The 24609-nt window shown below is 67.0% G+C and carries 21 protein-coding genes; 15 read left to right on the forward strand and 6 right to left on the reverse strand.

Going from position 1 to position 24609, the window contains the following annotated elements; translation table 11 throughout:
- Positions 1 to 36: 36 nt before the first annotated feature.
- Genes qhpG through H165_RS0107105 form a run of 4 tightly spaced genes read right to left on the reverse strand, consistent with a single transcriptional unit; the run spans position 37 to position 5678 of the window.
- The gene (qhpG, locus tag H165_RS0107090; RefSeq protein WP_017938223.1) at positions 37 to 1350 is read right to left on the reverse strand and encodes a flavin-dependent monooxygenase QhpG; all 1314 of its coding nucleotides are present in this window, start codon (positions 1348 to 1350) and stop codon (positions 37 to 39) included.
- The gene (gene qhpE, locus H165_RS0107095) at positions 1343 to 2023 is read right to left on the reverse strand and encodes a subtilisin-like serine protease QhpE (RefSeq protein WP_017938224.1); all 681 of its coding nucleotides are present in this window, start codon (positions 2021 to 2023) and stop codon (positions 1343 to 1345) included. The genes qhpG and qhpE overlap by 8 nt, the downstream gene beginning before the upstream one ends.
- Entirely contained in the window at positions 2013 to 3746 is a 1734-nt protein-coding gene (locus tag H165_RS0107100; RefSeq protein ID WP_017938225.1) for an ABC transporter ATP-binding protein, read from the reverse strand. Before H165_RS0107100 ends, qhpE begins: the two co-directional genes overlap by 11 nt.
- 27 nt (positions 3747 to 3773) lie before the next feature.
- Positions 3774 to 5678 (reverse strand): sigma-54-dependent Fis family transcriptional regulator, encoded by a 1905-nt coding sequence (locus tag H165_RS0107105; protein WP_017938226.1) that lies wholly within the window; start codon positions 5676 to 5678, stop codon positions 3774 to 3776.
- Between the two features lie 234 nt (positions 5679 to 5912).
- On the opposite strand from H165_RS0107105, the gene H165_RS0107110 reads away from it, so the two are divergent.
- The 9 genes from H165_RS0107110 (at position 5913) to H165_RS0107150 (ending at position 16772) form a co-directional block, all read left to right on the forward strand.
- Complete coding sequence (locus H165_RS0107110) at positions 5913 to 6302, forward strand: MerR family transcriptional regulator (RefSeq protein WP_017938227.1); 390 nt, start codon at positions 5913 to 5915, stop codon at positions 6300 to 6302.
- A gap of 66 nt (positions 6303 to 6368) precedes the next feature.
- Positions 6369 to 7532 carry an isovaleryl-CoA dehydrogenase gene (locus H165_RS0107115; RefSeq protein ID WP_017938228.1) on the forward strand — a complete coding sequence of 388 codons (1164 nt, stop codon included), beginning with the start codon at positions 6369 to 6371 and terminating at the stop codon, positions 7530 to 7532.
- A 77-nt stretch (positions 7533 to 7609) separates the two neighbouring features.
- Complete coding sequence (locus tag H165_RS0107120; RefSeq protein ID WP_017938229.1) at positions 7610 to 9217, forward strand: carboxyl transferase domain-containing protein; 1608 nt, start codon at positions 7610 to 7612, stop codon at positions 9215 to 9217.
- Between the two features lie 66 nt (positions 9218 to 9283).
- Complete coding sequence (locus tag H165_RS0107125; protein WP_017938230.1) at positions 9284 to 10075, forward strand: gamma-carboxygeranoyl-CoA hydratase; 792 nt, start codon at positions 9284 to 9286, stop codon at positions 10073 to 10075.
- A 78-nt stretch (positions 10076 to 10153) separates the two neighbouring features.
- Positions 10154 to 12097, forward strand: coding sequence for an acetyl/propionyl/methylcrotonyl-CoA carboxylase subunit alpha (locus tag H165_RS0107130; RefSeq protein ID WP_017938231.1), 1944 nt, complete (start codon positions 10154 to 10156; stop codon positions 12095 to 12097).
- Positions 12098 to 12180: 83 nt separating this feature from the next.
- Entirely contained in the window at positions 12181 to 13089 is a 909-nt protein-coding gene (locus H165_RS0107135; protein ID WP_017938232.1) for a hydroxymethylglutaryl-CoA lyase, read from the forward strand.
- A gap of 62 nt (positions 13090 to 13151) precedes the next feature.
- Positions 13152 to 15107, forward strand: coding sequence for an acetoacetate--CoA ligase (locus H165_RS0107140; RefSeq protein WP_026146427.1), 1956 nt, complete (start codon positions 13152 to 13154; stop codon positions 15105 to 15107).
- A 108-nt stretch (positions 15108 to 15215) separates the two neighbouring features.
- On the forward strand, positions 15216 to 16400 hold the full coding sequence (locus H165_RS0107145; protein WP_017938234.1) for an MFS transporter: 1185 nt from the start codon (positions 15216 to 15218) through the stop codon (positions 16398 to 16400).
- Between the two features lie 15 nt (positions 16401 to 16415).
- Positions 16416 to 16772, forward strand: a complete 357-nt coding sequence (locus tag H165_RS0107150; protein WP_017938235.1) for an MmcQ/YjbR family DNA-binding protein — start codon at positions 16416 to 16418, stop codon at positions 16770 to 16772.
- Between the two features lie 39 nt (positions 16773 to 16811).
- Here H165_RS0107150 and H165_RS0107155 read toward each other — a convergent pair whose 3' ends face one another.
- Positions 16812 to 17642 carry an undecaprenyl-diphosphate phosphatase gene (locus H165_RS0107155; protein ID WP_017938236.1) on the reverse strand — a complete coding sequence of 277 codons (831 nt, stop codon included), beginning with the start codon at positions 17640 to 17642 and terminating at the stop codon, positions 16812 to 16814.
- 513 nt (positions 17643 to 18155) lie between these two features.
- Here H165_RS0107155 and H165_RS0107160 point away from each other — a divergent pair.
- The 6 genes from H165_RS0107160 (at position 18156) to H165_RS0107185 (ending at position 23055) form a co-directional block, all read left to right on the forward strand.
- A complete protein-coding gene (locus H165_RS0107160) occupies positions 18156 to 18605 on the forward strand; it encodes a hypothetical protein (RefSeq protein ID WP_017938237.1) in 450 nt (149 codons plus the stop codon).
- Position 18606: 1 nt separating this feature from the next.
- Positions 18607 to 19185, forward strand: coding sequence for a hypothetical protein (locus H165_RS0107165; protein ID WP_017938238.1), 579 nt, complete (start codon positions 18607 to 18609; stop codon positions 19183 to 19185).
- A 47-nt stretch (positions 19186 to 19232) separates the two neighbouring features.
- Positions 19233 to 20183 carry a heme utilization protein gene (locus tag H165_RS0107170; protein ID WP_231492912.1) on the forward strand — a complete coding sequence of 317 codons (951 nt, stop codon included), beginning with the start codon at positions 19233 to 19235 and terminating at the stop codon, positions 20181 to 20183.
- Between the two features lie 90 nt (positions 20184 to 20273).
- Complete coding sequence (locus H165_RS0107175) at positions 20274 to 20957, forward strand: C39 family peptidase (protein ID WP_017938240.1); 684 nt, start codon at positions 20274 to 20276, stop codon at positions 20955 to 20957.
- Positions 20958 to 21003: 46 nt separating this feature from the next.
- Positions 21004 to 21747 (forward strand): hypothetical protein, encoded by a 744-nt coding sequence (locus H165_RS0107180; protein ID WP_051414687.1) that lies wholly within the window; start codon positions 21004 to 21006, stop codon positions 21745 to 21747.
- 45 nt (positions 21748 to 21792) lie between these two features.
- Positions 21793 to 23055, forward strand: a complete 1263-nt coding sequence (locus tag H165_RS0107185; RefSeq protein ID WP_026146431.1) for a transporter — start codon at positions 21793 to 21795, stop codon at positions 23053 to 23055.
- Positions 23056 to 23131: 76 nt separating this feature from the next.
- On the opposite strand, the gene H165_RS0107190 is transcribed toward H165_RS0107185, so the two are convergent.
- Entirely contained in the window at positions 23132 to 24460 is a 1329-nt protein-coding gene (locus tag H165_RS0107190) for a sigma-54 dependent transcriptional regulator (RefSeq protein ID WP_026146432.1), read from the reverse strand.
- Positions 24461 to 24609: the final 149 nt, after the last annotated feature.

Consider the following 24609-nt stretch of genomic DNA (forward strand, 5'->3'; position numbering starts at 1 on the left):
GGTACTCCAGGGAAAAGTCCGATTCTAGCGGCAATCTCAGCTCCGCGGGACGGCCAGGCCCTGGCTGACCAGCCAGCTGCGCAGCATCGGGCGCAGTTCCGGGGCCTGCTCCAGAAGCAGCTCATCCAGCATCCTGCCGTCCTGCACGGCACGTACCAGCGGCGCCAGCGCCACCCCCTGGAGGTGCCAGATGCCCAGCGGCTGGTCGGCGGTGACCACCACCTCGGCCTCTTCGATCAGCCCGTCGCGGATAACCGGCAGGCGCTCCACCCGCACCTGGCTGGCATCCACGGCAGCGTGCATGGGCTCGCTGTCCGGCCAGGCGCTGCGCTTATGCCAGAACGGCTGCGCCGCCCAGCGCTGCTCCAGGGCGTAGAAATCCCGCCCGGTGCGGGCGAAGCGCAGGAACAGATGCTCCACCCGGCGCTGGTGGAAGCCCAGCGCCAGCTCGGCGCGCTCGGGATGACGCAGCAGGGTGTTGATCACCGCCGGAGCCTGCAGGGCCGAGGACAGCGACTGGAAGATGCCGTTGCCGGACAGCGGATCCACCGCCATGGCTGCATCGCCCACACGCAGCCAGTTGGCCCCGCCGCAATCGTGGAAGAGGATCGCCGTGCTGCTGCGAGCATGCACCTCCGCCGGCTGCAGGGCCGCGGCGCCGAAGATCTCCGCCACCAGGGCGGAGTGCCGGCGGCGCTCCGCGCAGTAGGCCGGCAGCTGCTCGCGGGGCGGCAGGCCGGCGCTGGCCACGTCCAAGGTGATCTGCCAGTAGCAGCGACCGTCGGCCAGGCGCGCCATCCAGGCCCAGCCGTCGGACAGGCTTTCCACCGCCGAGGCGGCCACTCCGGGCGCCTGGCGCCAGAAATTGAGCAGGCTGACGGTTTCCGGGCCGCGCAGGCGCCCGGCGGCCAGCGGCGCCTGACGGCCGCGGGCCTCCACCAGAAAGTCGGCGTGCTGCACGCCACCCGGCTCGAGATACAGGCGATGGCCGGCGGCGCTGCTCTCCACGCTGCGCACCCGCGCCTCGATGAGTTCGACGCCGGCCCGGCGCAGATCCTCGCGCAGCGCCGCGTCGAACACCGGGCGATCCACCAGGCATTCCTGGTTGACCCCGTGGGCGTCGCCGTTCCAGTGCACCCGCCGTGGCGCGGGCGGCGCGGCGCTGGCCATGGCATGCACTAGTCCGGCATGGCGCAGCCCTTCGAGCACCCGCTGGGAGACTCCTTCCACTGCGGCGAAGCGTCGCCATTCGCTGATCACGGCGACCGAATAGCCCAGACGGCGCAGCCCGATGGCCGCGGCAGCCCCCGCAGGTCCGGCGCCCAGCACCAGGATGCGCGGCTCAGCCATGGCTCACCCCCTTGCGTTCGGGGCCTATGAAGGCCGCTCCGCGGCGCAGATGCGTCAGCACCGCCTCGCGGTCGGCTTCCGGATGATCCTGCAGGAAGGCGCCGATCAGTCCGCTCAAGGCCGCGCAGGCGACGCTGGCCCCGGCCATTCCGCAGGGTGCCACTACATGGGCGCCGAAATCCGCCTGCGGGCTGTCCAGCCAGGACCACTGCCCTGCCGCGCAGCGGGCATCGCCGCTGACCCGGATCACCCCTGGGTAGCTGGCGGGAAACACCGGCTCGCCACGTGCCGGGCTGGAGGCGCAGAGCAGCACCCCAGCGTCCAAGGCGCGACCGCAGGCCTCGCGCAGCGCTGGGCGGTCGTGGCGCAGGCCCAGGCTGAGGTTGACCAGCTGCACGCCCTGCGCGACCAGCCAGTCCAGCGCCGCCGCCACCTGCAGCGGCGTGGTGGCCCAGCGCTCGGTGAACACCTGGGCGATCAGCACCTCGGCGCCGGCCACCTGGGCCTGCAGGATATCCAGCAGCGCGGTGCCGTGGCCGAGACGGTCGGGCAGCACCTCGCCACTGCGCAGTTCGCCATCTTCCAGCCAGAAGCGTCGGGCAGCCGCCAGGCGCTCCAGCTGGGCCGGCGTGCAGCCGCTGTCGATCAGGCCGACGCGTACCTCATGCGTCATGATCCAGGGTCTCTCCTTCCAGTACGCGCAGCTGGCCGTCGCGCAGCTGCAGATGCAGATCGGTTTCCGCCAAGGTCGAGGCGCGGTGGCTGATCAGGATCCGGGTACGCCCGGCGAACAGTTGGTCGATGGCGGCGATCACCTCGCGCTCGGTGGCCTCGTCCACTGCCGAGGTGGCCTCGTCGAGGACCAGGATCGCCGGGTCCTGCAGCAGCGCTCGGGCGATGGCGATGCGCTGCTTCTGCCCACCGGACAGCTGCTGGCCGCGCTCGCCGAGCAGGCTGTCCAGGCCGTTCGGCAGCGCCGCCACCAGGGCGTCGAGACGGGCCAGGCGCACCACCGCCTCCAGCTGCTCGCGGTTGGCGCCGGGCGCGCCATAGGCCAGGTTGTCAGCCAGGCTGCCGCGGAACAGCACGATCTCCTGGCTGACCACCGCGATGCGTCGGCGCAGGGCGGCCAGGTCCAGCTCGCGCAGGTCCGTGCCATCAAGCAGGATGCGCCCCCGCTCGGGGTCGTAGAAGCGCTGCAGCAGGTCGATCAGGGTCGACTTGCCCACCCCGGAGGCGCCGCTGATAGCCACCTTGCAGCCGCCCGGGATACGCAGGTCGACGCCCCGGAGGATCGCCTCGGCACGCCCTTCGTGGGCGAACCAGACGCCCTCGAGACACAGCTCGCCCGGCCCCTCCGGGAAAGGTCTGGGGGTTGCCGGGGATTCCACCCGGGCCGGCTCGTCGCGCAGTTCGGCAACTCGACCGAGGCTCACGGTCATCCTCTGCAGCGCCACATAGAGGCCGAGCAGACTCTGCACCGGGCCCACCGCCATGCCCAGATAGGTGGAGAAGGCAATCAGCGCGCCCAGCTGCCAGCTCCCCTGCACCACCCAGTAACCGCCGACGATGAAGGCGCAGGCCCGTGACAGCGAGGTCAGGGTGCCCGGCACCGCCTGGGTGAGGAACTCGGTGACCTGCAGCTTGAGCAGTTGGCGCATGTAGCCCTGGCCGAGGCCCTCCAGGCGTTGCGCCTCGCGCTGCTGCTGGCCGAGCGACTGGATGAACTTCATCGCCGGCAGGGTTTCCACCAGGAAGGACGACACGTCCGCCGAGCGTTCGCGCAGGGCGCGGGTCTCACGCTCCACCTTGCGGCGCATCCAGCGCAACCAGAGCACCTCGATGGGCACCAGCACGGCGAGCAGCAGCGACAGCTGCCAGGACAGGCTGAGCATCAGCGCCACCGCTCCGACCAGGCCGATCACGCTGGACAGCCCGGCGAACAGAGAGTCCACCGCGAAGCGCTGGATCTCCGCCACGTCGCCGTCCAGTCGGGACAGCAGGTCGCCGCCCCGGCGCCTGGCGTAGAAGCCCGGCGAGAGGCGCTGCAGGTGACGGTACAGGGCATCGCGCAGGGCGAACAGGATGCGCCCGGACAGGCGGGTGTGCAGGTAGCGATTCAACCCGCTGAGCAGGGTGCCGAGGATGCCCACCAGGATCATCGCCACGGCGATCTTCACCAGCGCGGGGAAGTCGCCGGCCAAGAGGCCGTCGTCGATCAGCATCTTGGTCAGCCAGGGCTGGGCGAGGACCAGCAGAGAGGCGCACAGGGACAGACCGAGCAGGCCGAGGATGGCGCCGCGCTGCGGGCGCACGAAGCCGTACAGCCAGTGCAGGGCGCGACGCAGGCGGTCCGGGTCGGAGGACTCGACCAGGCGCAGAAGCAGGCCGATCATGCTCGGCCACCAGTGTGTCCGGCCATCTCAACCCCGCAACTGCTTGAGCTTGCGGTACAGGGTCGCACGGCTGATGCCCAGCGCGTCGGCGGCCGCCGAGACGTTGCCCTGGTGGCGTTCCAGGGCGCTGCGGATCAGCTCCAGCTCGGTCTCGCGGATGCTCCCCGGCTGCCGGCAGCTGACGGTGAGGTCGTCCAGCAGGCTGTCGGTCAGGTGGTCCAGGCCGAGCACCGTCTCGCCGGGCTCGCGCATGGCCAGGGCCGAGCGCAGGACCATCTCCAGCTGGCGGATGTTGCCCGGCCAGTCGTAGTTGCCGAACAGTTCCATGAGGTCGCGGTCCAGGCTGACCTCGCTGGCGCCCAGCTTGTGCAGCAGCCGGTCGATCAGCGCCGCCAGGTCGTTGCGCTCGCGCAGCGCCGGCAGGCGCAGGCTGATGCCGTTGATTCGGTAGTAGAGGTCCTCACGGAACTGCTTGTCGCGGACCAGAAGCTTGAGGTCCCGATGGGTGGCACAGATCACCGCCACGTCGATGTCCTGTTCCTCGCCGGCGCCTAGCGGCGACACCTTGCGCTCCTGCAGCACGCGCAGCAGTCGCGCCTGCAGGGCCATGGGCATGTCGCCGATCTCGTCGAGGAACAAGGTGCCGCCGTGGGCCTGCATCAGCCGGCCGACCATGCCGCCCTTGCGCGAGCCGGTGAAGGCGCCCTCACGGTAGCCGAACAGCTCGGACTCGATCAGCCCCTCGGGAATGGCCGCGCAGTTGACCGCCACGAAAGGTTTGTCGGCGCGCCGGCTGGCCTCGTGCAGGGCGCGGGCCACCACTTCCTTGCCGGTACCGGTCTCGCCGAGCAGCAGGATCGGCAGGTCGCTGTCCAGACCCTGGCTGGCCATGCGCAGGGCGCGGGCCAGACGCGGATCGTTGCCGGCCAGGGCTTCCAGCGGCTCGCTCCTGGCCATCGGACGACGTGGCGGCAGGCTGGCACCGTGGCTCAGGGCGGCATGCCGCGGCACCTGCAGGACGCGGAAGTAGAAGTCGCCCTTGAGGGTCTGCACGCTACTTACCCCGCCCTGCAGCAGGCGGGCAATGAACTGTTGGGAACGGCTGCCGAGCAGGTCGCTGCTGCGCCGACCGACCAGCGCCTCGCGGCTCAGCTGCAGCAGGCCGCAGGCCTGTTCGTTGGCGGCCAGCACCTCGCCATCGAGGCTCAGGGCCAGGAGGCCGTGCCAGGCGGAACCGAGGTACTGCGGACGGTTATGGAAGGCCAGCACTATGTGCTCGGGGTACTGGGCGGCGAACAGGCGGCCCTCGATGTTGCTGGCGGCGAGCATCAGCGCGGTGAGACAGTCGCCGGGCCGGGTCATCAGCTCGTCGCGGGTCAGGTCGAGCACGCCGATCACCCGGCCCTGCGGGTCCTTGATCGGCACCGAGGTGCAGGAGAAGCGGCTAAGCCGTTCCAGGTAGTGCTCGCCCTGGTTGATCAACGTCGGGCGCACGTCCACCAGGGCGGTGCCCAGGGCATTGGTGCCGCGCCGCGCCTCGCTCCAGCAACTGCCGGGACGCAGGTCGCGCAGGCCGAGATCGGACAGGGAGTCGGTGCGCCCTTCGACGATCAGCACGTTGGCCTCGGCGTCGCCGAGGATGATGATGCCGTCCTGCGCGTGCTGGCGAGCCAGGTATTCGAGCTCCGGGGCGGTGGCGTCGATCAGCGCGCGGTTGCGGGCCAGCAGGGACTCCAGGTCGGCCCGGCCGTCCGGCCCCTCGCTAGCGCTGTCCAGACAGTCCAGGCCGTGCTGCAGGCTGCGTCGCCAGGAGGCGTCGATCTCCTCGCGCAGCACCCCGCGCGGTAGCCGGCCTTCGCTGCGCAGGCGAAGACGCACCTGACGGGCGAAGGAAAGAAAGTCGTCGTTTGTTGTTCGAGTCTGCGGCACCATGCATCGCTCCCGGCGACCCGCGATCCAGAGCGGCCGGCATGGCCGCCTGGGGTACGCGGAAGGAAGAGTGACAGCCTGCATGTCTACACCCCTTGCCGCCGCCCGTAAAGGCAAGAATCGGCAAGAGTCCAGGCCGGCGGCCATCGGCGCTCCGAACGCGACGATGGAGATTGTTGACAGGGAGATTGGCACAGGTTTACGTTAACGTAAAGGTAAACGAAACGGGATCTGCCCATGCCCTCCATCACCTACAGCATTTCCGACCTTGCTCGCGAACTGGATGTCACCACCCGTGCCATCCGCTTCTACGAGGAACAGGGCATGCTCAGCCCCGAACGCCGCGGCCAGGAGCGCATCTACCGACCCAAGGACCTGGTGACCCTCAAGCTGATCCTGCGCGGCAAGCGCCTTGGCTTCTCGCTGGCCGAATGCAAGGAGCTGATCGACCTCTACGACCCGAGCAGCGGCAACCGCAAGCAGTTGGAGACCTTCCTGGAGAAAATCCAGGCACGCCGCGCCCAGCTCGAGCAGCAACTGCTGGACATCCGCCAGATGCAGCTGGAGCTGGATACCGCCGAGGAGCGCTGCCGTACTGCCCTCGCGGAAACCGAAAGCCAGACCTGACCGGCAGGCCAGTGCCTGCTGCCAGCATCCCCGACTTCGACAAGAACAAGACCCACAGGTGACCCCATGAGCTATCCGAGCCTCAACTTCGCCCTCGGCGAAACCATCGACATGCTGCGCGAGCAGGTCCGCGCCTTCGTGGCCTCCGAACTGGCGCCGCGCGCCGCCGAGATCGACAGCAGCAACCAGTTCCCCATGGACATGTGGCGCAAGTTCGGCGACATGGGCCTGCTCGGCATCACCGTCGAGGAAGAATACGGCGGCGCCAACCTGGGCTACCTGGCCCACGTGGTAGCCATGGAGGAGATCAGTCGCGGCTCGGCCTCCGTGGCCCTCTCCTACGGCGCCCACTCCAACCTGTGCGTCAACCAGATCCGCCGCAACGGCACCGCCGAGCAGAAGGCCAGGTACCTGCCCAAGCTGATCAGCGGCGAACACGTCGGCGCCCTGGCGATGAGCGAGCCGAACGCTGGCTCCGACGTGGTTTCCATGAAGCTGCGTGCCGAGAAGAAAGGTGACCGCTACGTGCTCAACGGCAGCAAGACCTGGATCACCAACGGCCCGGACGCCAACACCTACGTGATTTACGCCAAGACCGAGCCGGAGAAGGGCCCCCACGGCATCACCGCGTTCATCGTCGAACGCGACTGGAAGGGTTTCAGCCGCAGCGAGAAGTTCGACAAGCTGGGCATGCGCGGCTCCAACACTTGCCAGCTGTTCTTCGACGACGTGGAAGTCCCGGAAGAGAACGTCCTGGGCCAGGTCAACGGCGGCGTGCGGGTACTGATGAGCGGCCTGGACTACGAGCGCGTGGTGCTCTCTGGCGGCCCGGTGGGCATCATGCAGGCCTGCATGGACGTGATTGTCCCCTACATCCACGACCGCAAGCAGTTCGGCCAGAGCATCGGCGAATTCCAGCTGATCCAGGGCAAGGTGGCCGACATGTACACCCAACTGAACGCTAGCCGCGCCTACCTGTACGCTGTGGCCCAGGCCTGCGACCGTGGCGAGACCACCCGCAAGGACGCCGCCGGGGTGATCCTCTACACCGCCGAGCGTGCCACCCAGATGGCCCTGGACGCCATCCAGATTCTCGGCGGCAACGGCTACATCAACGAGTTCCCCACCGGCCGCCTGCTGCGCGACGCCAAGCTCTACGAGATCGGTGCCGGCACCAGCGAGATCCGCCGCATGCTGATCGGCCGCGAGCTGTTCAACGAGACCAAGTAGCCCTTAGCCATGGGGAAAGTCCCCTCTCCCCGCGCGGAGGAGAGGGGGGCCAAAGTCTGCAATCCGGAGTGCGCCAAATGGCCATCCTGCATACCCAGATCAATACCCGTTCGCCGGAGTTCATCGCCAACAGCGCGGCCATGCGCGCCCAGGTCGAGGACCTGCGCGCCCTACTCGCCCGCGTTCACGAAGGCGGCGGCGCCAAGGCCCAGGAACGCCACGTATCGCGGGGCAAGCTGCTGCCCCGGGAACGCATCAACCGCCTGCTCGACCCCGGTTCGCCGTTCCTGGAAATCGGCCAGCTGGCTGCCCATGAGGTGTACGGCGAGGACGTACCCGCCGCCGGGATGATCGCCGGCATCGGTCGGATCGAAGGCGTCGAGTGCATGATCGTCGCCAACGACGCCACGGTGAAAGGCGGCAGCTACTACCCGCTGACCGTCAAGAAGCACCTGCGCGCCCAGGCCATCGCCCGGGAGAACCGCCTGCCGTGCATCTACCTGGTGGACTCCGGCGGCGCCAACCTGCCGCGCCAGGACGAAGTGTTCCCGGACCGCGAGCACTTCGGACGGATCTTCTTCAACCAGGCCAACATGAGCGCCATGGGCATTCCGCAGATCGCTGTGGTCATGGGCTCCTGCACCGCCGGCGGGGCCTATGTGCCGGCGATGAGCGACGAAACCATCATGGTCCGCAACCAGGCCACCATCTTCCTCGCCGGCCCGCCCCTGGTGCGCGCCGCCACCGGTGAAGTGGTCAGCGCCGAGGATCTCGGCGGCGCCGACGTGCACTGCCGGACCAGCGGGGTGGCCGACCACTACGCGGAGAACGACGAGCACGCCCTGGCCCTGGCGCGCCGCTGCGTGGCCAACCTCAACTGGCGCAAGCTCGGCCAGCTGCAGTGCCGCCAGCCCATCGCCCCGCGCTATGCCGCCGAGGAGCTGTACGGGGTGATCCCCAGCGACAGCAAGCAGCCCTTCGACGTGCGCGAGGTGATTGCCCGGCTGGTCGACGACTCGGCCTTCGACGAGTTCAAGGCGCTGTTCGGCCCCACCCTGGTGTGCGGCTTCGCCCACCTGCACGGCTATCCCATCGGGATCATCGCCAACAACGGCATCCTCTTCGCCGAATCTGCGCAGAAAGGCGCGCATTTCATCGAGCTGGCCTGCCAGCGCGGCATTCCGCTGTTGTTCCTGCAGAACATCACCGGCTTCATGGTCGGCAAGAAATACGAAGAGGGCGGCATCGCCAAGCACGGCGCCAAGCTGGTCACCGCGGTGGCCTGTGCCAGGGTGCCGAAGTTCACGGTGATCATCGGCGGCAGCTTCGGCGCCGGCAACTACGGCATGTGTGGCCGCGCCTACGACCCACGCTTCCTGTGGATGTGGCCCAACGCGCGGATCGCCGTGATGGGCGGTGAACAGGCCGCCGGGGTGCTCGCCCAGGTCAAGCGCGAGCAGGCCGAGCGCGCCGGCCAGGTGCTATCCGCCGAAGAAGAAGCGAAGATCAAGCAGCCGATCCTCGACCAGTACGAGCGCCAGGGGCATCCCTACTACTCCAGCGCCCGGCTGTGGGACGACGGCGTGATCGACCCGGCGCAGACCCGCGAGGTGCTGGCCCTGGCGCTGTCAGCCAGCTTGAACGCGCCCATCGAGGCAACCCGCTTCGGGGTCTTCCGCATGTAAGACCGCAGGCCCGGACGGCCGGCACGCGCTGCCTGCCACCCGCCCCTGCCGCTGCAAGGAACATTCATGAGCGACTTCACCACCATCCAACTCGAGAAAGACCAGCGCGGCGTCGCCACCCTCTGGCTCAACCGCCCGGAGAAGAACAACGCCTTCAACGCCGAGACCATCCGCGAGCTGATCGCCGCCCTGGATACGGTCACCGACGACAAGGCGATCCGCCTGCTGGTCCTCCGCGGCCGCGGCAGGCACTTCTGCGCCGGCGGCGACCTGGCCTGGATGCAGCAGGCCGCCGAGCTGGACTACAACGGCAACCTGGAGGACGCCCGGCTGCTCGCCGAGTTGCTCCACAACCTCTACCACCTGAAGGTCCCCACCCTCGCCGTGGTGCAGGGTGCAGCCTTTGCCGGCGGTCTGGGGCTGGTCAGCTGCTGCGACCTGGCGATCGGCGCCGCCGACGCCCAGTTCAGCCTCTCCGAGGTGCGCATCGGCCTGGTGCCGGCGACCATCGGGCCCTTCGTCGTCAAGGCCATCGGCCAGCGCGCCGCCAGCCGCTACGCGCTGACTGCCGAGCGCTTCGGCGCCGAGCGTGCGGTACAGCTCGGTCTGCTCTGCGAGGCCTACCCGGTCGAGGAGCTGGACGCCCAGGCCGAGGCCTGGATCACCAACCTGCTGCTCAACGGCCCAGCCGCCATGGTGGCCTGCAAGGCGCTGTTCCACGAGATCGGTGGCGGCGAACTGACCCCGGCGCTGCGTCGCTACACAGAAAGCGCCATCGCCCGCATCCGCATCAGTCCGGAAGGCCAGGAAGGTCTGCGCGCCTTCTTGGAGAAGCGCAAGCCGGCCTGGCAGCAATGAGCCTCAGCCTGCGGCCCAGCTGATGCCGGGCCGCGGAGCAGAACAAGAACAACAGCAAAATTCCTGGAGCCCAGCCCCATGATCACCACCCTCCTCGTCGCCAACCGTGGCGAAATCGCCTGCCGGGTGATGCGCACCGCCAAGGCCCTGGGTCTGAAGACCGTCGCCGTGCACAGCGCCATCGACCGCGCCGCCCGCCACGTGCGCGAAGCCGACCTAGCCGTGGACCTCGGCGGCGCCAAGCCGGCGGAAAGCTACCTGCTGGTGGACAAGCTGATCGCCGCCGCCAGGGCCAGCGGCGCCCAGGCCATCCATCCCGGCTACGGCTTCCTCTCCGAGAACGCCGGCTTCGCCCGTGCCGTGGAGGACGCCGGGCTGATCTTCCTCGGCCCGCCCGCATCGGCCATCGAGGCGATGGGCAGCAAGTCCGCGGCCAAGGCGCTGATGGAAGAAGCCGGCGTGCCCCTGGTGCCCGGTTATCACGGCGAGGCCCAGGACCTGGCGACCTTCCGTGCCGCCGCCGAGCGTATCGGCTACCCGGTACTCCTCAAGGCCGCCGCCGGCGGTGGCGGCAAGGGCATGAAGGTGGTGGAACGCGAGGCCGACCTGGCCGAAGCCCTGGCCTCCGCCCAGCGCGAAGCCCAGGCGGCGTTCGGCGATGCGCGCATGCTGATCGAGAAGTACCTCCTCAAGCCGCGTCACGTGGAGATCCAGGTGTTCGCCGACCGCCACGGCAACTGTCTGTACCTCAACGAGCGCGACTGCTCCATCCAGCGGCGCCACCAGAAGGTGGTCGAGGAAGCTCCCGCTCCCGGCCTGAGCCCGGAACTGCGCCGCGCCATGGGCGAGGCGGCGGTCAAGGCGGCCCAGGCCATCGGCTACGTCGGCGCCGGCACCGTGGAGTTCCTGCTCGACGAGCGCGGCGACTTCTACTTCATGGAGATGAACACCCGCCTGCAGGTGGAGCACCCGGTCACCGAAGCGATCACCGGCCTCGACCTGGTCGCCTGGCAGATCCGAGTGGCCCGCGGCGAACCCCTGCCGATCACCCAGGAGCAGGTACCGCTGCACGGCCACGCCATTGAGGTGCGTCTCTACGCGGAGGACCCGGACAACGACTTCCTGCCCGCCACCGGCACCCTCGAGCTGTACCGCGAACCGGCCCCCGGCCCGGGCCGCCGGGTGGACAGCGGGGTCAGCGAGGGCGACCTGGTCTCGCCCTTCTACGACCCCATGCTCGGCAAGCTGATCGCCTGGGGCGAGACCCGCGAGGAGGCCCGCCAGCGCCTGCTGGCCATGCTCGACGAAACCCTGGTCGGCGGGGTGAAGACCAACCTGGCCTTCCTGCGCCGCGTGCTGGCCCATCCGGCGTTCGCCTCCGCGGAACTGGACACCGGCTTCATTTCCCGCCACCAGGCGGTTCTGCTGCCGCTACCCGGCCAGCTGCCAGAAGCTTTCTGGCAGGCCGCCGCCGACGCCTTCATCCAGAGCGAGGCGTCCATGTGCCGCGCCGACGATCCCCATTCGCCGTGGAGCGCGCGCAACGGCTGGCGCGCTGGCCTAGGCGCGGAAACCGAGCTGCACTTGGTATGCAACGGTAGCGAGCGCAAGGTGCGCCCCAGCGGCCGCAACCAGCTGCAGGGCGAAAACCTGGTTTGCCCCCGACAGGAGGGCGACACCCAGGTCCAGTACCGCCTGCCGGCGATCCGCCGCGGCACGACCCTGTACCTGGAATGGCAGGGCGAGCTGCAGGCCGTCAGCCGCTTCGACCCCATCGCCGCGGTGGAGGCCAGCCACGGCCACCAAGGCGGCCTGACCGCGCCCATGAGCGGCAGCATCGTCCGCGTGCTGGTGGAGGCCGGGCAGCGGGTCGAGGCCGGCACCGCTCTGGTGGTCGTGGAGGCGATGAAGATGGAGCACAGCATCCGCGCGCCCCAGGCCGGGGTGGTCAAGGCGCTGTTCTGCGCCGAGGGTGAGCAGGTCAGCGAGGGTACCACGCTAGTGGAGCTGGAAGAGGCCTGAATCCGCTATTCCCTCTCCCTCGGGAGAGGATTAGGGTGAGGGCCCTCTGCCCTGCCCCAACGAACCCATTCGTGAGGAATGCCATGAACCTGCCCAAACACGTCCGCCTGGTAGAAGTCGGCCCGCGCGACGGCCTGCAGAACGAGAAACAGCCGATCAGCGTGGACGACAAGGTCCGCCTGGTGGACGACCTGTCCGCCGCCGGGCTCGGCTACGTCGAGGTCGGCAGCTTCGTGTCGCCCAAGTGGGTACCGCAGATGGCCGGCAGCGCCGAGGTGTTCGCCCGCATCCAGCGCAAGCCGGGCGTCACCTACGCGGCGCTGACGCCCAACCTCAAGGGCTTCGAGGCGGCGCTCGAGTCCCGGGTCGAGGAAGTCGCGGTGTTCGCGGCCGCCTCCGAGTCCTTCTCGCAGAAGAACATCAACTGCTCCATCGCCGAGAGCCTGGCGCGCTTCGTGCCGGTGATGGAGGCCGCCAAAGCCCATGGCGTGCGGGTGCGCGGCTACGTGTCCTGCGTGCTCGGCTGCCCCTACGAGGGCAAGGTGAAGACCGAGCAGGTCGCCGCCGTGGCCCGGGAACTCTACGCCATGGGGTGCTACGAGGTGTCCTTGGGCGACACCATCGGCGTCGGCACCGCCGGCGCGGCCCGCCGCCTGTTCGAGGTGGTCGGCCGTGACGTGCCACGGGAGAGGCTCGCCGGGCACTTCCACGACACCTACGGGCAGGCCTTGGCCAACATCTACGCGAGCCTGCTGGAAGGCATCGCGGTGTTCGACAGCTCGGTGGCCGGCCTCGGCGGCTGCCCCTACGCCAAGGGCGCCACCGGCAACGTGGCCAGCGAAGACGTGGTCTACCTGCTCGACGGTCTGGGCATCGACACCGGCATCGACCTCGACCGTCTGATCGCCGCCGGCCAGCGCATCTGCCGGGTGCTGGGTCGCGCCAGCGGCTCGCGGGTCGCCCGGGCCCGGAACCCGGAGTGCGCGGCCTGAGCCTGCGGGCGACGCTCCCTCTGCTGTACTGATCGATAACAAGAAACACCGGAGCCTCCCGTATGTCCCGACCACTCTGGAGTCCCTCCCCGCAACGCATCGCCGCCAGCCGGATGGATGCCTTCCGGCGGTTCGTCAACGATCGCCACGGGCTGCAGCTGGCCGACTACCCGGCCCTGCACGCCTGGAGCGTGGAACGCCGCGAGGACTTCTGGCCGGCCGTGGCCGAGTTCTTCGACCTGCGTTTCCACAGCGCGCCGCACGCCGTGCTGGAGGAAGGCCCGGCGATGCCCAGCGCACGCTGGTTCCCCGGTGCCACCCTGAACTTCGCCGAGCACCTGCTGCGCCGCCGCGACGGGCATCCCGCGCTGGTGGCCGTGGCCGAGGACGGCAGCCGCGAACAGCTGACCTACGCCGAGCTGGCCGCCCAGGTCGCCGGCCTGCAGCGCAGCCTGCGTGAGGCGGGCGTGGGCATCGGCGACCGTGTCGCGGCCTTCATGCCCAACACCTGGCAGACCGTGGTGGGCATGCTCGCCACCAGCAGTCTGGGCGCCACCTGGTCGAGCTGCTCGCCGGACTTCGGCACCCAGGGGGTGATCGACCGCTTCGGGCAGATCGAGCCCAAGGTGCTGATCGCCGCCGCCGGCTACCGCTACGCCGGCAAGAACATCGATCTGACCGCCAAGCTCAACGAGATCCTCGAACGCCTGCCCTCCCTGCAGCAGCTCGTGGTGGTGCCCTACGCGCGTCCCGAGGCACGCCCCACCGACTACCGATGCACTGCGAAGGTCAGCCTGTGGCGCGACTTCTACCGCCCCGGCGGCGAGCCTGAGTTCGTCCCTGTGGCCTTCGAGCAGCCGCTGTACATCCTCTACTCCAGCGGCACCACCGGGGTGCCCAAGTGCATCGTTCACGGCGTCGGTGGCACCCTGCTGCAGCACGTCAAGGAGCTGGGCCTGCACACCGATCTGTCGGCCTCCGACACGCTGTTCTACTACACCACCTGCGGCTGGATGATGTGGAACTGGCTGGTCTCCGGCCTGGCCCTGGGCGCCACCCTGGTGCTCTACGACGGCTCGCCATTCCATCCCGGGCCGGAGCGCCTGATCGACCTGATCGACGCCGAGGAGATCAGCATTTTCGGCACCAGCGCCAAGTACCTGGCCAGCCTGGAAAAGGCCGGCGTGGAACCGAACCGCAGCCACCGCCTGGAACGCCTCAAGGCGGTGCTCTCCACCGGCTCGCCGCTGGCCCACGAGAGCTTCGATTACGTATACCGCGCCTTCAAGCCCGACCTCTGCCTGTCCTCCATCTCCGGCGGCACCGACATCGTTTCCTGCTTCGCTCTCGGTAACCCGGTGCTGCCGGTGTGGCGCGGCGAGCTGCAGTGCAAGGGCCTGGGCATGGACGTGCAGGTCTGGGACGAGAACGGCAAGCCGCTGCGCGGCGAGAAGGGCGAGTTGGTCTGCACCCGGCATTTCCCCTCGATGCCGGTGGGCTTCTGGAACGACCCGGACGGCGCCAAGTTCCACGCCGCCTACTTCGAGAACTTCCCCGGCGTCTGGGCCCACGGCGACTACGCAGAGGAAACCGAGCACGGCGGGCTGGTGATCCACGGCCGCTCCGATGCGGTGCTCAACCCTGGTGGGGTGCGCATCGGCACCGCGGAGATCTACCGCCAGGTAGAGAAGATCGAGGAGGTGCTGGAGTCCATCGCCATCGGCCAGGACTGGCAGGATGACGTGCGCGTGGTGCTGTTCGTCCGCCTGCGCGAGGGCCTGACCCTCGACGACGCGCTGCGCGAACGGATCCGCCAGGTGATCCGTGCCAACACCACCCCGCGCCACGTGCCGGCGAAGATCGTCCAGATCGCCGACATCCCGCGCACCATCAGCGGCAAGATCGTCGAACTCGCGGTGCGAAACGTGGTGCACGGCCGGCCGGTGAAGAACACCGATGCGCTGGCCAACCCCGAGGCCCTGGAGCTGTACCGCGACCTGCCCGAGCTACGGGACTGAGCGTTCCTTGGGCGGACCGGACGAGCCGCCGCGCTCCGGTCCGCCCGCTTTTCTTTCCCGCAGGCAACGGCGATGATGGCGCCTCCTCCTGGCTCCCGACGCTTCGAGATGGCCAACCCAGACGCATCCACAGCCCATTCCACGGCGGTCACCCTGCGCATCCTCGCCGTCGTGCTCTTTTCCTTTCTCGGCTACCTGTGCGCCGGCATTCCCCTGGCGGTGTTGCCCGGCTACGTGCATCACGACCTGGGCTTCAGCAGCGTGGTCGCCGGCCTGGCGATCGGCCTGCAGTATTTCGCCACCCTGCTCTTCCGCCCGCTGGCCGGCCGCCTGGCCGATACCTTCGGCTGCAAGCCGGGGGTCCACTACGGACTGCTCGGCATCGCCATCAGCGGCATGCTGACCCTGCTCTCCCCGCTGCTGCAGCACTGGCCATTGCCCAGCCTGGTGGTCCTCCTCGCCGGGCGTCTGGTGCTCGGCGCGGCGCTGAGCATCATCGGCATCAGCGCCATCGCCTGGGGCATCGACCGGGTCGGCGCCGACAACACCGCGCGGGTGATCTCCTGGAACGGTATCGCCGCCTACGCGGCGCTGGGCATAGGCGCGCCCCTGGGCGTCGGCCTGGCCGAGCTGCTCGGCGTCTGGGCAATAGGCGCGGCCCTGGCCCTGCTTGCCGGGCTGGGCCTGCTGCTGCTCTGGCCGAAGCCGGCGCCGGCGGTGATTGCCGGCGAGCGACTGCCGTTCGTTTCTGTGCTCTGGCAGGTCACCCCCTGTGGCCTGGGCCTGGCGCTCGGCTCCATCGGCTACGGCACCCTGACCACCTTCATCACCCTGTTCTTCGCCAGCCGAGGCTGGAGCGGCGCGGCCTACTGCCTGACCGCCTTCGGCGCGGCCTTCATCGTCGCCCGGCTGCTGTTCATCAACAGCATCAACCGCCTGGGCGGCTATAACGTGGCCATCGCCTGCCTGGGCATCGAGGCCCTAGGGCTGCTGCTGCTCTGGCTGACCGCCTCGCCGGCTCTGGCCCTGCTCGGATCGGGACTGGCTGGCTTCGGCCTGTCGCTGGTCTATCCGGCGCTGGGCATGGAGGTCATCGGCCGCATCCCGGCCAGCAACCGCAGCGCCGGCCTGGGGGCCTATGCGGTGTTTTTCGACCTGGCCCTGGGTGCCGCCGGCCCGCTGATGGGCCTGGTGATCGGCCAGCACGGCTATCCGGCGGCCTTTCTGGTCGCCGCCCTGCTGTCCGCCGCCGGCATGCTGCTGAGCCTGGGCCTGGCCCTGAACCGACGTTAGGAGAAGGAGTGCCTGATGACCGCCGATGAGGTCGCCGCCTTCTGCCTGCAGCTGCCCGGTACCCAGGAAGAGGTCAAGTGGGTGCGCAACCGGGTGTTCTCGGTGGCCGGCAACAAGATGTTCGCGATTCTGGACCTGTACGACGGCAGCCTGGCGTTCAAGGTCGATGCGGAGTTGTTCCTCGGCTACGTGGATCGCCCCGGTATCCATCCGGCGCCCTACCTGGCGCGGGCGCACTGGATCTGCATGGATCCGCCCTTCACCATGGGCGACGAGGAACTGCGCAGGCTGCTGATTCGTTCCCACCAATTGGTGGTGCGCAGGCTACCGAAACGCCGTCAGCCGGGGCTGCTGCTGGACGATGTGGGCTAGACAGCGCAGGATGCCCGCTGCGCTCCCCGTGCCGGACGATCAGCCCTGGGCGGTGGACCAGTCGATCCAGCCGAACTGCCAGGTGAGCAGGATCAGGATGCCGAAGCCGATCCGGTACCAGGCGAAGGCCGCGTAGCTGTGGCTGCCGATGAACTTGAGCAGGCCGCGCACGGCGATCATGGCGAAGATGAAGGAGGTCACGAAGCCCACGGCGAACACCGGCAGGTCCTCGGGCTGGAACAGCTCGCGGTACTTGTAGCCGGAGTACACCGCCGCGCCCACCATGGTGGGCATGGCCAGGAAGAAGGAGAACTCGGTGGCGGCCTTGCGCGACAGGCCGAACAGCAGGCCGCCGATGATGGTCGCGCCGGAACGCGAGGTGCCGGGGATCATCGCCAGGCACTGGGCGAAGCCGATCTTCAGCGCCGAGGTCCAGTTCATGTCGTCCACCGTCTCGGTATGCACCCGATGCTGACGGCGTTCCGCCCATAGCATGATCACTCCGCCGACCAGCAGCGCTGCGGCCACGGTGATGGGGTTGAACAGGTATTCGTGGATCAGGTCGGCGAACAGCACGCCAAGGACCAGCGCCGGGCAGAAGGCGATCAGCAGATTGGCGGTGAAGCGCTGGGCCTGACGTTCCCTGGGCAGGCCGAGGGTCACGTCGAGGATCTTGCCGCGGTACTCCCAGACCACCGCGAGGATGGCGGCCAGCTGGATGATGATGTTGAAGGCGATGGCACGCTCGCCGCCGAAGCCGAGCAGGTCCGCGACGATGATCTGGTGGCCAGTGCTGGAAATGGGCAGGAACTCCGTCAATCCCTCGACGATGCCCAGAATCATCGCCTGAGCGTTAACCCAGAAGTCCATGTAAATCCCCCGTGTGCGACGCGCCGGTGCGCCGTTGCCTATGAATGGATGCGAATGAGTAGAGGGTTGCCAGCGGACGGCAGACCCGCCCTGGCGAATGCCGGCTCCCTGGAATCCGAGGGCGCGTCAGGAGCCTCTAGGCCCCTGGTGCCCGCGTCGAAGGGACGGAATGCTACCAGAGCCCGGCAGGGGGCGCACTGTCTTGCTCCCGCAACACTCGGCAGGCGTGGAGCCCCTGGAATCCGCCGGCGTCGGGGCTTGAGCGGAAGCTGTATCAGTTTGGTTACAGGCGCTGAATTCGGCTTCAGGCCGCCTAGCACCGGACTTGCGGCGGTTTTCGCGGCTCCGGACGGCCTCTGGAATGTTTCAGAAATGAGACAGATGGCACCCTCCGCCTCTTAAAATCCCCGCCAAGTCATTGATTGGCCAAAGGATTTTCAAAACGGCACAAGTCCTGCCTCAGGTGCAACGAGCACCGGGCCCAAGGCCTGACAAGGAATAAGGACTACTGCCATGGATCGTTACATTCGCTTCGCCGCGTTTTCGTTCATCGCCGTGGCTGGCCTTTCCATGCTTCCTGTGGACCTTCCGCAGGCCGCAGGAGACGGCACCATAGTGCTGCAGCGTACCGTGCAGCCGCGCATGGCCACCCGGCCGACCATGGTGCCGGATCCCAATCCAATCACCGTCAATCCGAACATCTCCCCCCAGGTCCAAGGCCTGATGAGCACCACCGAGCTGGATGACGGCGACTTCGCCCAGGTCACCTCCGGCTCCACCCTGACCCGCCACATCATGCCCGGCGGCCACATCCCCGGCCTGAATGCGGGGTCAAGCCAGTCGTTGCCTGGGGCTGGCGGCGGGTCCGCTCCGGGCGCCAGTGGCAATGCCATCGCCAATCAGGTCAATAGCGCCGTGAAGCAGGGCCTAGCCCCGCTGCAGGCGCTCACCGGAGGGCGCTGACATGAAACGCCTGGCACTCCTTCTGGGGGTCGCGCTACCTGCGCTGGCGTTGGCCGACGGCCTGCATTCGCAAAACACCGCCAGCCTGACCGCCAGCGGCAGCGGCTACAGCGGCGTGATGTCGATCAACCAGGCCGCCGGCGACCTGCATCAGCAGATCAACGGTCGGGCCCTGGCGATCGGCGAGCAGGCCGGCGCCAAGCTCCGCTATCGCCAGAGCAACAACGCTGAGCTGCCCGCCGTCCCGCTCGATGCCACCGCCTCCATCAACGGCAGTGCCTTCAGCCGGGGAGCGGGCGTGCTGGGCGTCAACCAGTCCGCTGGAGTAGGCAACCAACAGATCAACGCTTTCCGCACGAGTATCAGCACCCGCGGGGAAAGTCTGGATGACAGCGTCCTCGCTCAGCAGAGCGTGGCGTTGCCGAAGAGCTCGGGTCCGGCTGGATCGGAGGCCGGCAGGCGGATCGTCAATACCGACGACCGTGCATTCGCAGGCAGTAGTGGTGTCGTACAGCTGAACCAGAGTGCAGGGGTGGGAAACCGAACGGTCAACACCTTCAGCATCAGGGTCGCGGATTGACCCTAATAACTCGTGACGTCAACACGTAATTGGCAAGGAGAAACACCATGAGAGCATCGATGGCAATGAAACCTCTGGTATTCGCCATTGCAGCCACAATGGCAGCCGGGGCATGGGCAGATAGCCGGGACCGTAGACCCCACGATCCGTACCTCACCTGGGATGCCGGAGCGAAGGCGGAAGTCAGGAATAACCAGGACATGAGCGGCAACTTCGTCAATAACGAAGCAACCAAGAACACTGCCAACGCCGACAACGTCGGCAATGGCAGCGCGGGCAACCTCGGCGTCAACCTGGCAGGCGGCAACGTCAACCAGCAGGCCAATGAAGCGGCTCTGGCCACCGCGGATGAAGCATTCATCTTCGGTACTGCAGTTGCCAGCGTGAACGTTACCCAGAACAACCATGGCAACACGGTGAAGAACTTCTCCACCCAGAACAATGCCACGGGTAACGGCGTCGCCAATGGTGCCTCGGGCAACATCGGCATCAACCTGGCGGCCGGCAACTACATCCAGCAGAAAAACGCCATGACCGCAGCCGTTTCCGGCGGGCGTTACGTCGAAGCCTATGCCGGAGCTACCCAGTCCCTTGGTGGCGCTCAGGTATTCAACGAAGCCAATCTCAAGGCCGAGTACAAACCCGTGGTACTGGGCGTAGCCCTGGGTGGTGGCTATGTCGGTGGCGGTGTCGGCGTGATCCACGACGAAGAGCCGTACAAGATCGAGGATGGCCGCAAGAGCGACACCATCAAGTCCAAGTACGATCCGGATCCGTTCGGATTCGTGGAAGCCGGCGCCATCGCCTTGGGTGGCGTAGCCTCCGGCTGGGTTCCGGTGGGCGCCACCGTTCACCAGGCCGTGGTCAACAACGCCAGTCTGAGCAACTCGCTGAACAACAGCTCCGGCAACGTCGGTGCGAACATCGCAGCGGGCAGCCACAACCAGCAGATCAACTCGCTGTCGATCGCTGCTGGTTGTAACGCTTGCCCAAAGTGATACCGCAGGGAAACAAACTGTCGTTCTAGCTGTGTAGTTTGGGGAGGGGTTCCAGCGGACCCCTCCTTTTCCCTGCGAAGGAACATCGCCATGCGCTGGATAATCGCCGGGCTCGCAGGCTGCCTGTTGCAGGGTAGCGTGCTGGCCGCACAGGTGCCCTTTGCCGTCCTGCAAGGCGGCATGCTTGCCTTCAAACCGGTGGAAAGCATCCGCGAACGCCGCTTCAGCAACCTGGTCGAGCAGAAGACCGACTTCAGCTGTGGTGCGGCAGCCCTCGCCACCATCCTGCGCGAAGCCTACAACCTCGACGTCGACGAGGACTTCGTCATCGAGGGCATGCTGGCCGGCGCAGACCCCGAACTGGTGCAAAGCCAGGGTTTTTCCATGCTCGACATGAAGCGCTACGTGCAGAACATCGGCATGCGCGCCCGTGGCTACCGGATCAGCGTCGAGGCCCTGCAGCAGCTCAAGGTGCCGGTCATCGTGCTTCTCGACGTGCGCGGCTACAAGCATTTCGTGGTGATGCAGCGCGCCGAGCGCGGCTGGGTGTACATCGGCGATCCAGTCCTCGGCCACAAACGCTACACGCTAGAGGAATTCAGCAGGGGCTGGAACAACATCGTCCTGGCGGTGATCGGCCCCGGCTACGACAGGACCAATGCCCTGCTCTCGCCGCCCGAGCCCCTGACGGCCAAGGACCGCATCAATGCCTTCAGGCCGGTCCAGGACGCCGAACTGATGGAGTACGGGTTCATCCAGAGCGACTTCTTCTAACCGTGCAGGTAGTAGATCTGAAGGGCCAGGATGCCCAGGAGGGAACATGAAAAACTATATGCTGCTGACAGCGATCGCACTCGCCGTCAGTCTACCTGTCCAGGGAGCCTCGGTTCTCAACCCCGAGGAACTCAGTGACAAGGAGCTGTCGCAATTGCGCGGTCGCTTCGTTATGCCGGGACGGGTCGTCCACTTCGGTTTCACCATGGTCAGCAGTTGGCAAAACGCCCAGGGCCAGATGATTGGTGCCAAGGTCGACATGCAGGCCCAGCACGGCATGTACCGTCCGGTGTTCCGGGTCAGCACCCTGAACGATGATGCGGGTTATGGCGGCCTTCCCGAAAGCCTGCCGCAGGGCACCATCACCGGCGGTGCCGGCCTGACCAGGGTCGACGGCGCCTCGCAGAGCATCCGTGCCGCCGGCGACCACAACACGGCCGAGAACCGCATCGCCCTGAACGTCAAGTACGGCAACACCGCTCCGGCCCTGAACACTTCGGGCAAGCCGCTGACCTCCCAGATCACTTCCAGCAACGGTGCCGGCTCGGTGCAGGTGACGCCCGGGAACAATGCTCTGCAGATCACCATCCAGGCCAACAACGGCCAGGGTTCTGCCATTCACAAGATCGGTGCGGGTGCACTGATGCAGAACACCCAGATCATGAGCTCGCACAACGTCGTGAAGAATCTAGCGGCACTGGACGTGGTGCTCCGGGAGAACAGAGCCACGATCAACACCCTGAATTGCAACTGGGATCAATTGCGAGGACTTCGTCCATCAGGAATCTGATCTACGCTTCTGCCCAGAACACTCCCAACAGGACGGTTCGTTGCTATGAACAAGCTCAGACCGCTTCACGTGGCAGTATGCGTAGCAACCTTTTTTCCCTCGGCCTGGCTGCACGCAGCCACCGAAGCGGAAGTTCAGGCCCTGCAACAGGAACTCGAGGAATTGCGCAGGAGTTACGAGGCCCAGCAGAAAGCCCTGATGGTCCTCGAACAGCGCCTGCGGCAGGTGGAATCCCAACCCCAGGTACAGCAGCCGCAGCCTCTGGTTCGCCAGCCCCGCAATGACCGGCAGCAGACCGCGGCAGCGGGCAGCGGTGCCGGTTACGGCGAGAGTCTGCGCGACGAAAGCTCCGCGCCCCGCAGCGTGGAAAACATCTACGAGGAAGCCAGCGGTTTCTTCGGCGGCACCTTCAGTCTGGAAACCGGCCTGACCTACAGCCACTACGACACGCGGCAACTGGTGCTCAACGGCTTCCTGGCCCTCGACTCCATCTTCCTCGGCAACATCAACGTCGACCAGATCAACGCCGACACCTTCACCCTGGACCTCACCGCCCGCTACAACATGGACGACCGCTGGCAGTTCGACATCAACGTGCCCATCGTCTACCGGGAGTCCACCTACGAGTCGGCGGGCGCCTCGGGCGGCTCCACCTCGGAGGTATCGTCGGAGAAGGTGACCCGCGATCCGGAGCTGGGCGACATCAACTTCGGCGTCGCTTATCGCTTCATGCGCGAGGACGTGAACCGCCCGGACGGGGTCTTCACCCTGCGGGTCAAGGCGCCTACCGGGAAGGATCCCTACGGCATCAAGCTGATCCAGTCCCCCGAGAACGACAACCTCTCAGTTCCCGAGGAACTCCCCACCGGCAACGGCGTCTGGTCCGTCACCCCGGGCATTTCGCTGGTCAAGACGGTCGACCCGGCGGTGATCTTCGGCAACCTGTCCTACACCTACAACTTCGAGGAATCCTTCAGCGACATCAGCCCCCAACAGGGCACCAAACTGGGCGGCAAGGTGAAGCTGGGCAACTGGTTCCAGTACGGACTGGGCGTGGCCTTCGCCCTCAACGAGCGGATGAGCCTTTCCATGTCCTACTCGCAGCTGATCGCCCAGAAAAGCCGCATCAAGCCGGACGGCCAGGACTGGAACAGCATATCCAGCAGCGATGCCAACGCCGGCTACTTCAACATCGGCATGACCTACGCGGTGAGCGACAACCTGACCATCGTTCCCAACCTCTCCATCGGCCTGACCCCGGACGCACCGGACTTCAGCTTCAGCCTGAGATTCCCCTACTACTTCTGAGCAAGGATCGAAAGAAAGCGGCCCCCACGCGATACTCGTTTCATTTGCGCGACAGTGCTGTCATCGGATAGTGCTGTCAGCGGATGCCGTGCTTGCTCAGCAGGCGGTAAAAGGTCGGGCGGGAAATACCCAGCAGGCGCGCGGCCTGGCTGCAGTTGTCCGCGCACTCCGCCAGCGCCTCGCAGAGCGCCTGGCGCTCGGCGTGCAGCTTGTACTCCTCCAGAGTCTGGTGCATCCCCCCCTTGGGCTTGCGCGGGCTCAGGCCGAGATCCGCGGCCTCGATCTGCCGCCCCTCGGCCAGGGCCAAGCCACGACGCACACGGTTGGCCAGCTCGCGGACGTTGCCCGGCCAGTTATGCGCCTTCATCGCCGCCACTGCGGACTCGCTGAAGCGCCGCGGCCGACGGCCGACTTCCTGGCTGAACTGCTCCAGGAAGCTATCGGCCAGCAGAGGGACGTCCTCGATCCGTTCGCGCAGGGGCAGAGTCTCCACCTGCAGGACATTGAGACGGTAATAGAGGTCCTCACGGAAGCGCCCGGCCTCGATGGCCTTCTCCAGATCTACGTGGGTCGCCGCCAGCACGCGCACGTCGATGGGGATCGGCTGAGTGCCGCCGACCCGCTCGATCTGTCGTTCCTGCAGCACCCGCAGCAGGTTGGCCTGCAGGTCCAGGGGCAGATCCGCCACCTCGTCGAGCAGCAAAGTGCCGCCATTGGCCAGCTCGAAGCGACCGATCTTGCGCTGATGCGCACCGGTGAAGGCGCCCTTCTCGTGGCCGAACAGCTCGGACTGGATCAGCTGCTCGGGAATCGCCCCGCAGTTGACCGCCACGAAGGGGCCGCCACGGCGCCGCGACTGACGGTGCAGCGTCCTCGCTACCAGTTCCTTGCCGGTGCCGCTCTCGCCGTGGATGAGCACGGTGGAGTCGGTCGACGCAAGCTTGCAGATCAGCCGGCGCAAGTCCTCCATGGCCTTGCTCCTGCCCAGCAGCTCGCAGTCGAGCGCGCCTTCGAACTCCCTATCACGCTGGCGCAGGCGCGCCATGCCGAACGCCCGGCCAAGGGTGATTTGCAGGCGTTCCACATCGAAAGGCAAGGTATGGAAATCGAAGAACCATTCACTGATGAAGTTGCTGACACCGGGCGTGCGCAGCATGTCCTGACTCAGCACGGCGATCCACTCCGTGCTGCTCCTCCGGATCAGCTCTTTCACAGCCTCCGGCCGTTGCAGCTGCTGGTAGCCGAGGCACATCAGACCTACGTCGGAGGGGGGAGGAGAAAGACTGTCCAGCGCACAGGTGGCTACCTTCCAGCCGGCCAGCCCCAGTCTCGGCAGCAATTGCGCACAATCGCCTTCGGGGTCGACCACCAACAACAATCGCGTCGTATCAACCACGTCGAACATTGTCGTTCCTTGGCGCCAATTTTTTGGTCTTCCTTAGAAAAACAAGAACTTCCCAGTGCCGAGTAGGAGGCTAGTAGCTTTTTTGACGCTTCTTGGACCTTTTATTCATAACTTCATATGGATCAATAACTTGTGCCTCCTCTGGATAG

The sequence above is a fragment of the Pseudomonas thermotolerans DSM 14292 genome (assembly GCF_000364625.1).
Lineage (GTDB): Bacteria > Pseudomonadota > Gammaproteobacteria > Pseudomonadales > Pseudomonadaceae > Aquipseudomonas > Aquipseudomonas thermotolerans.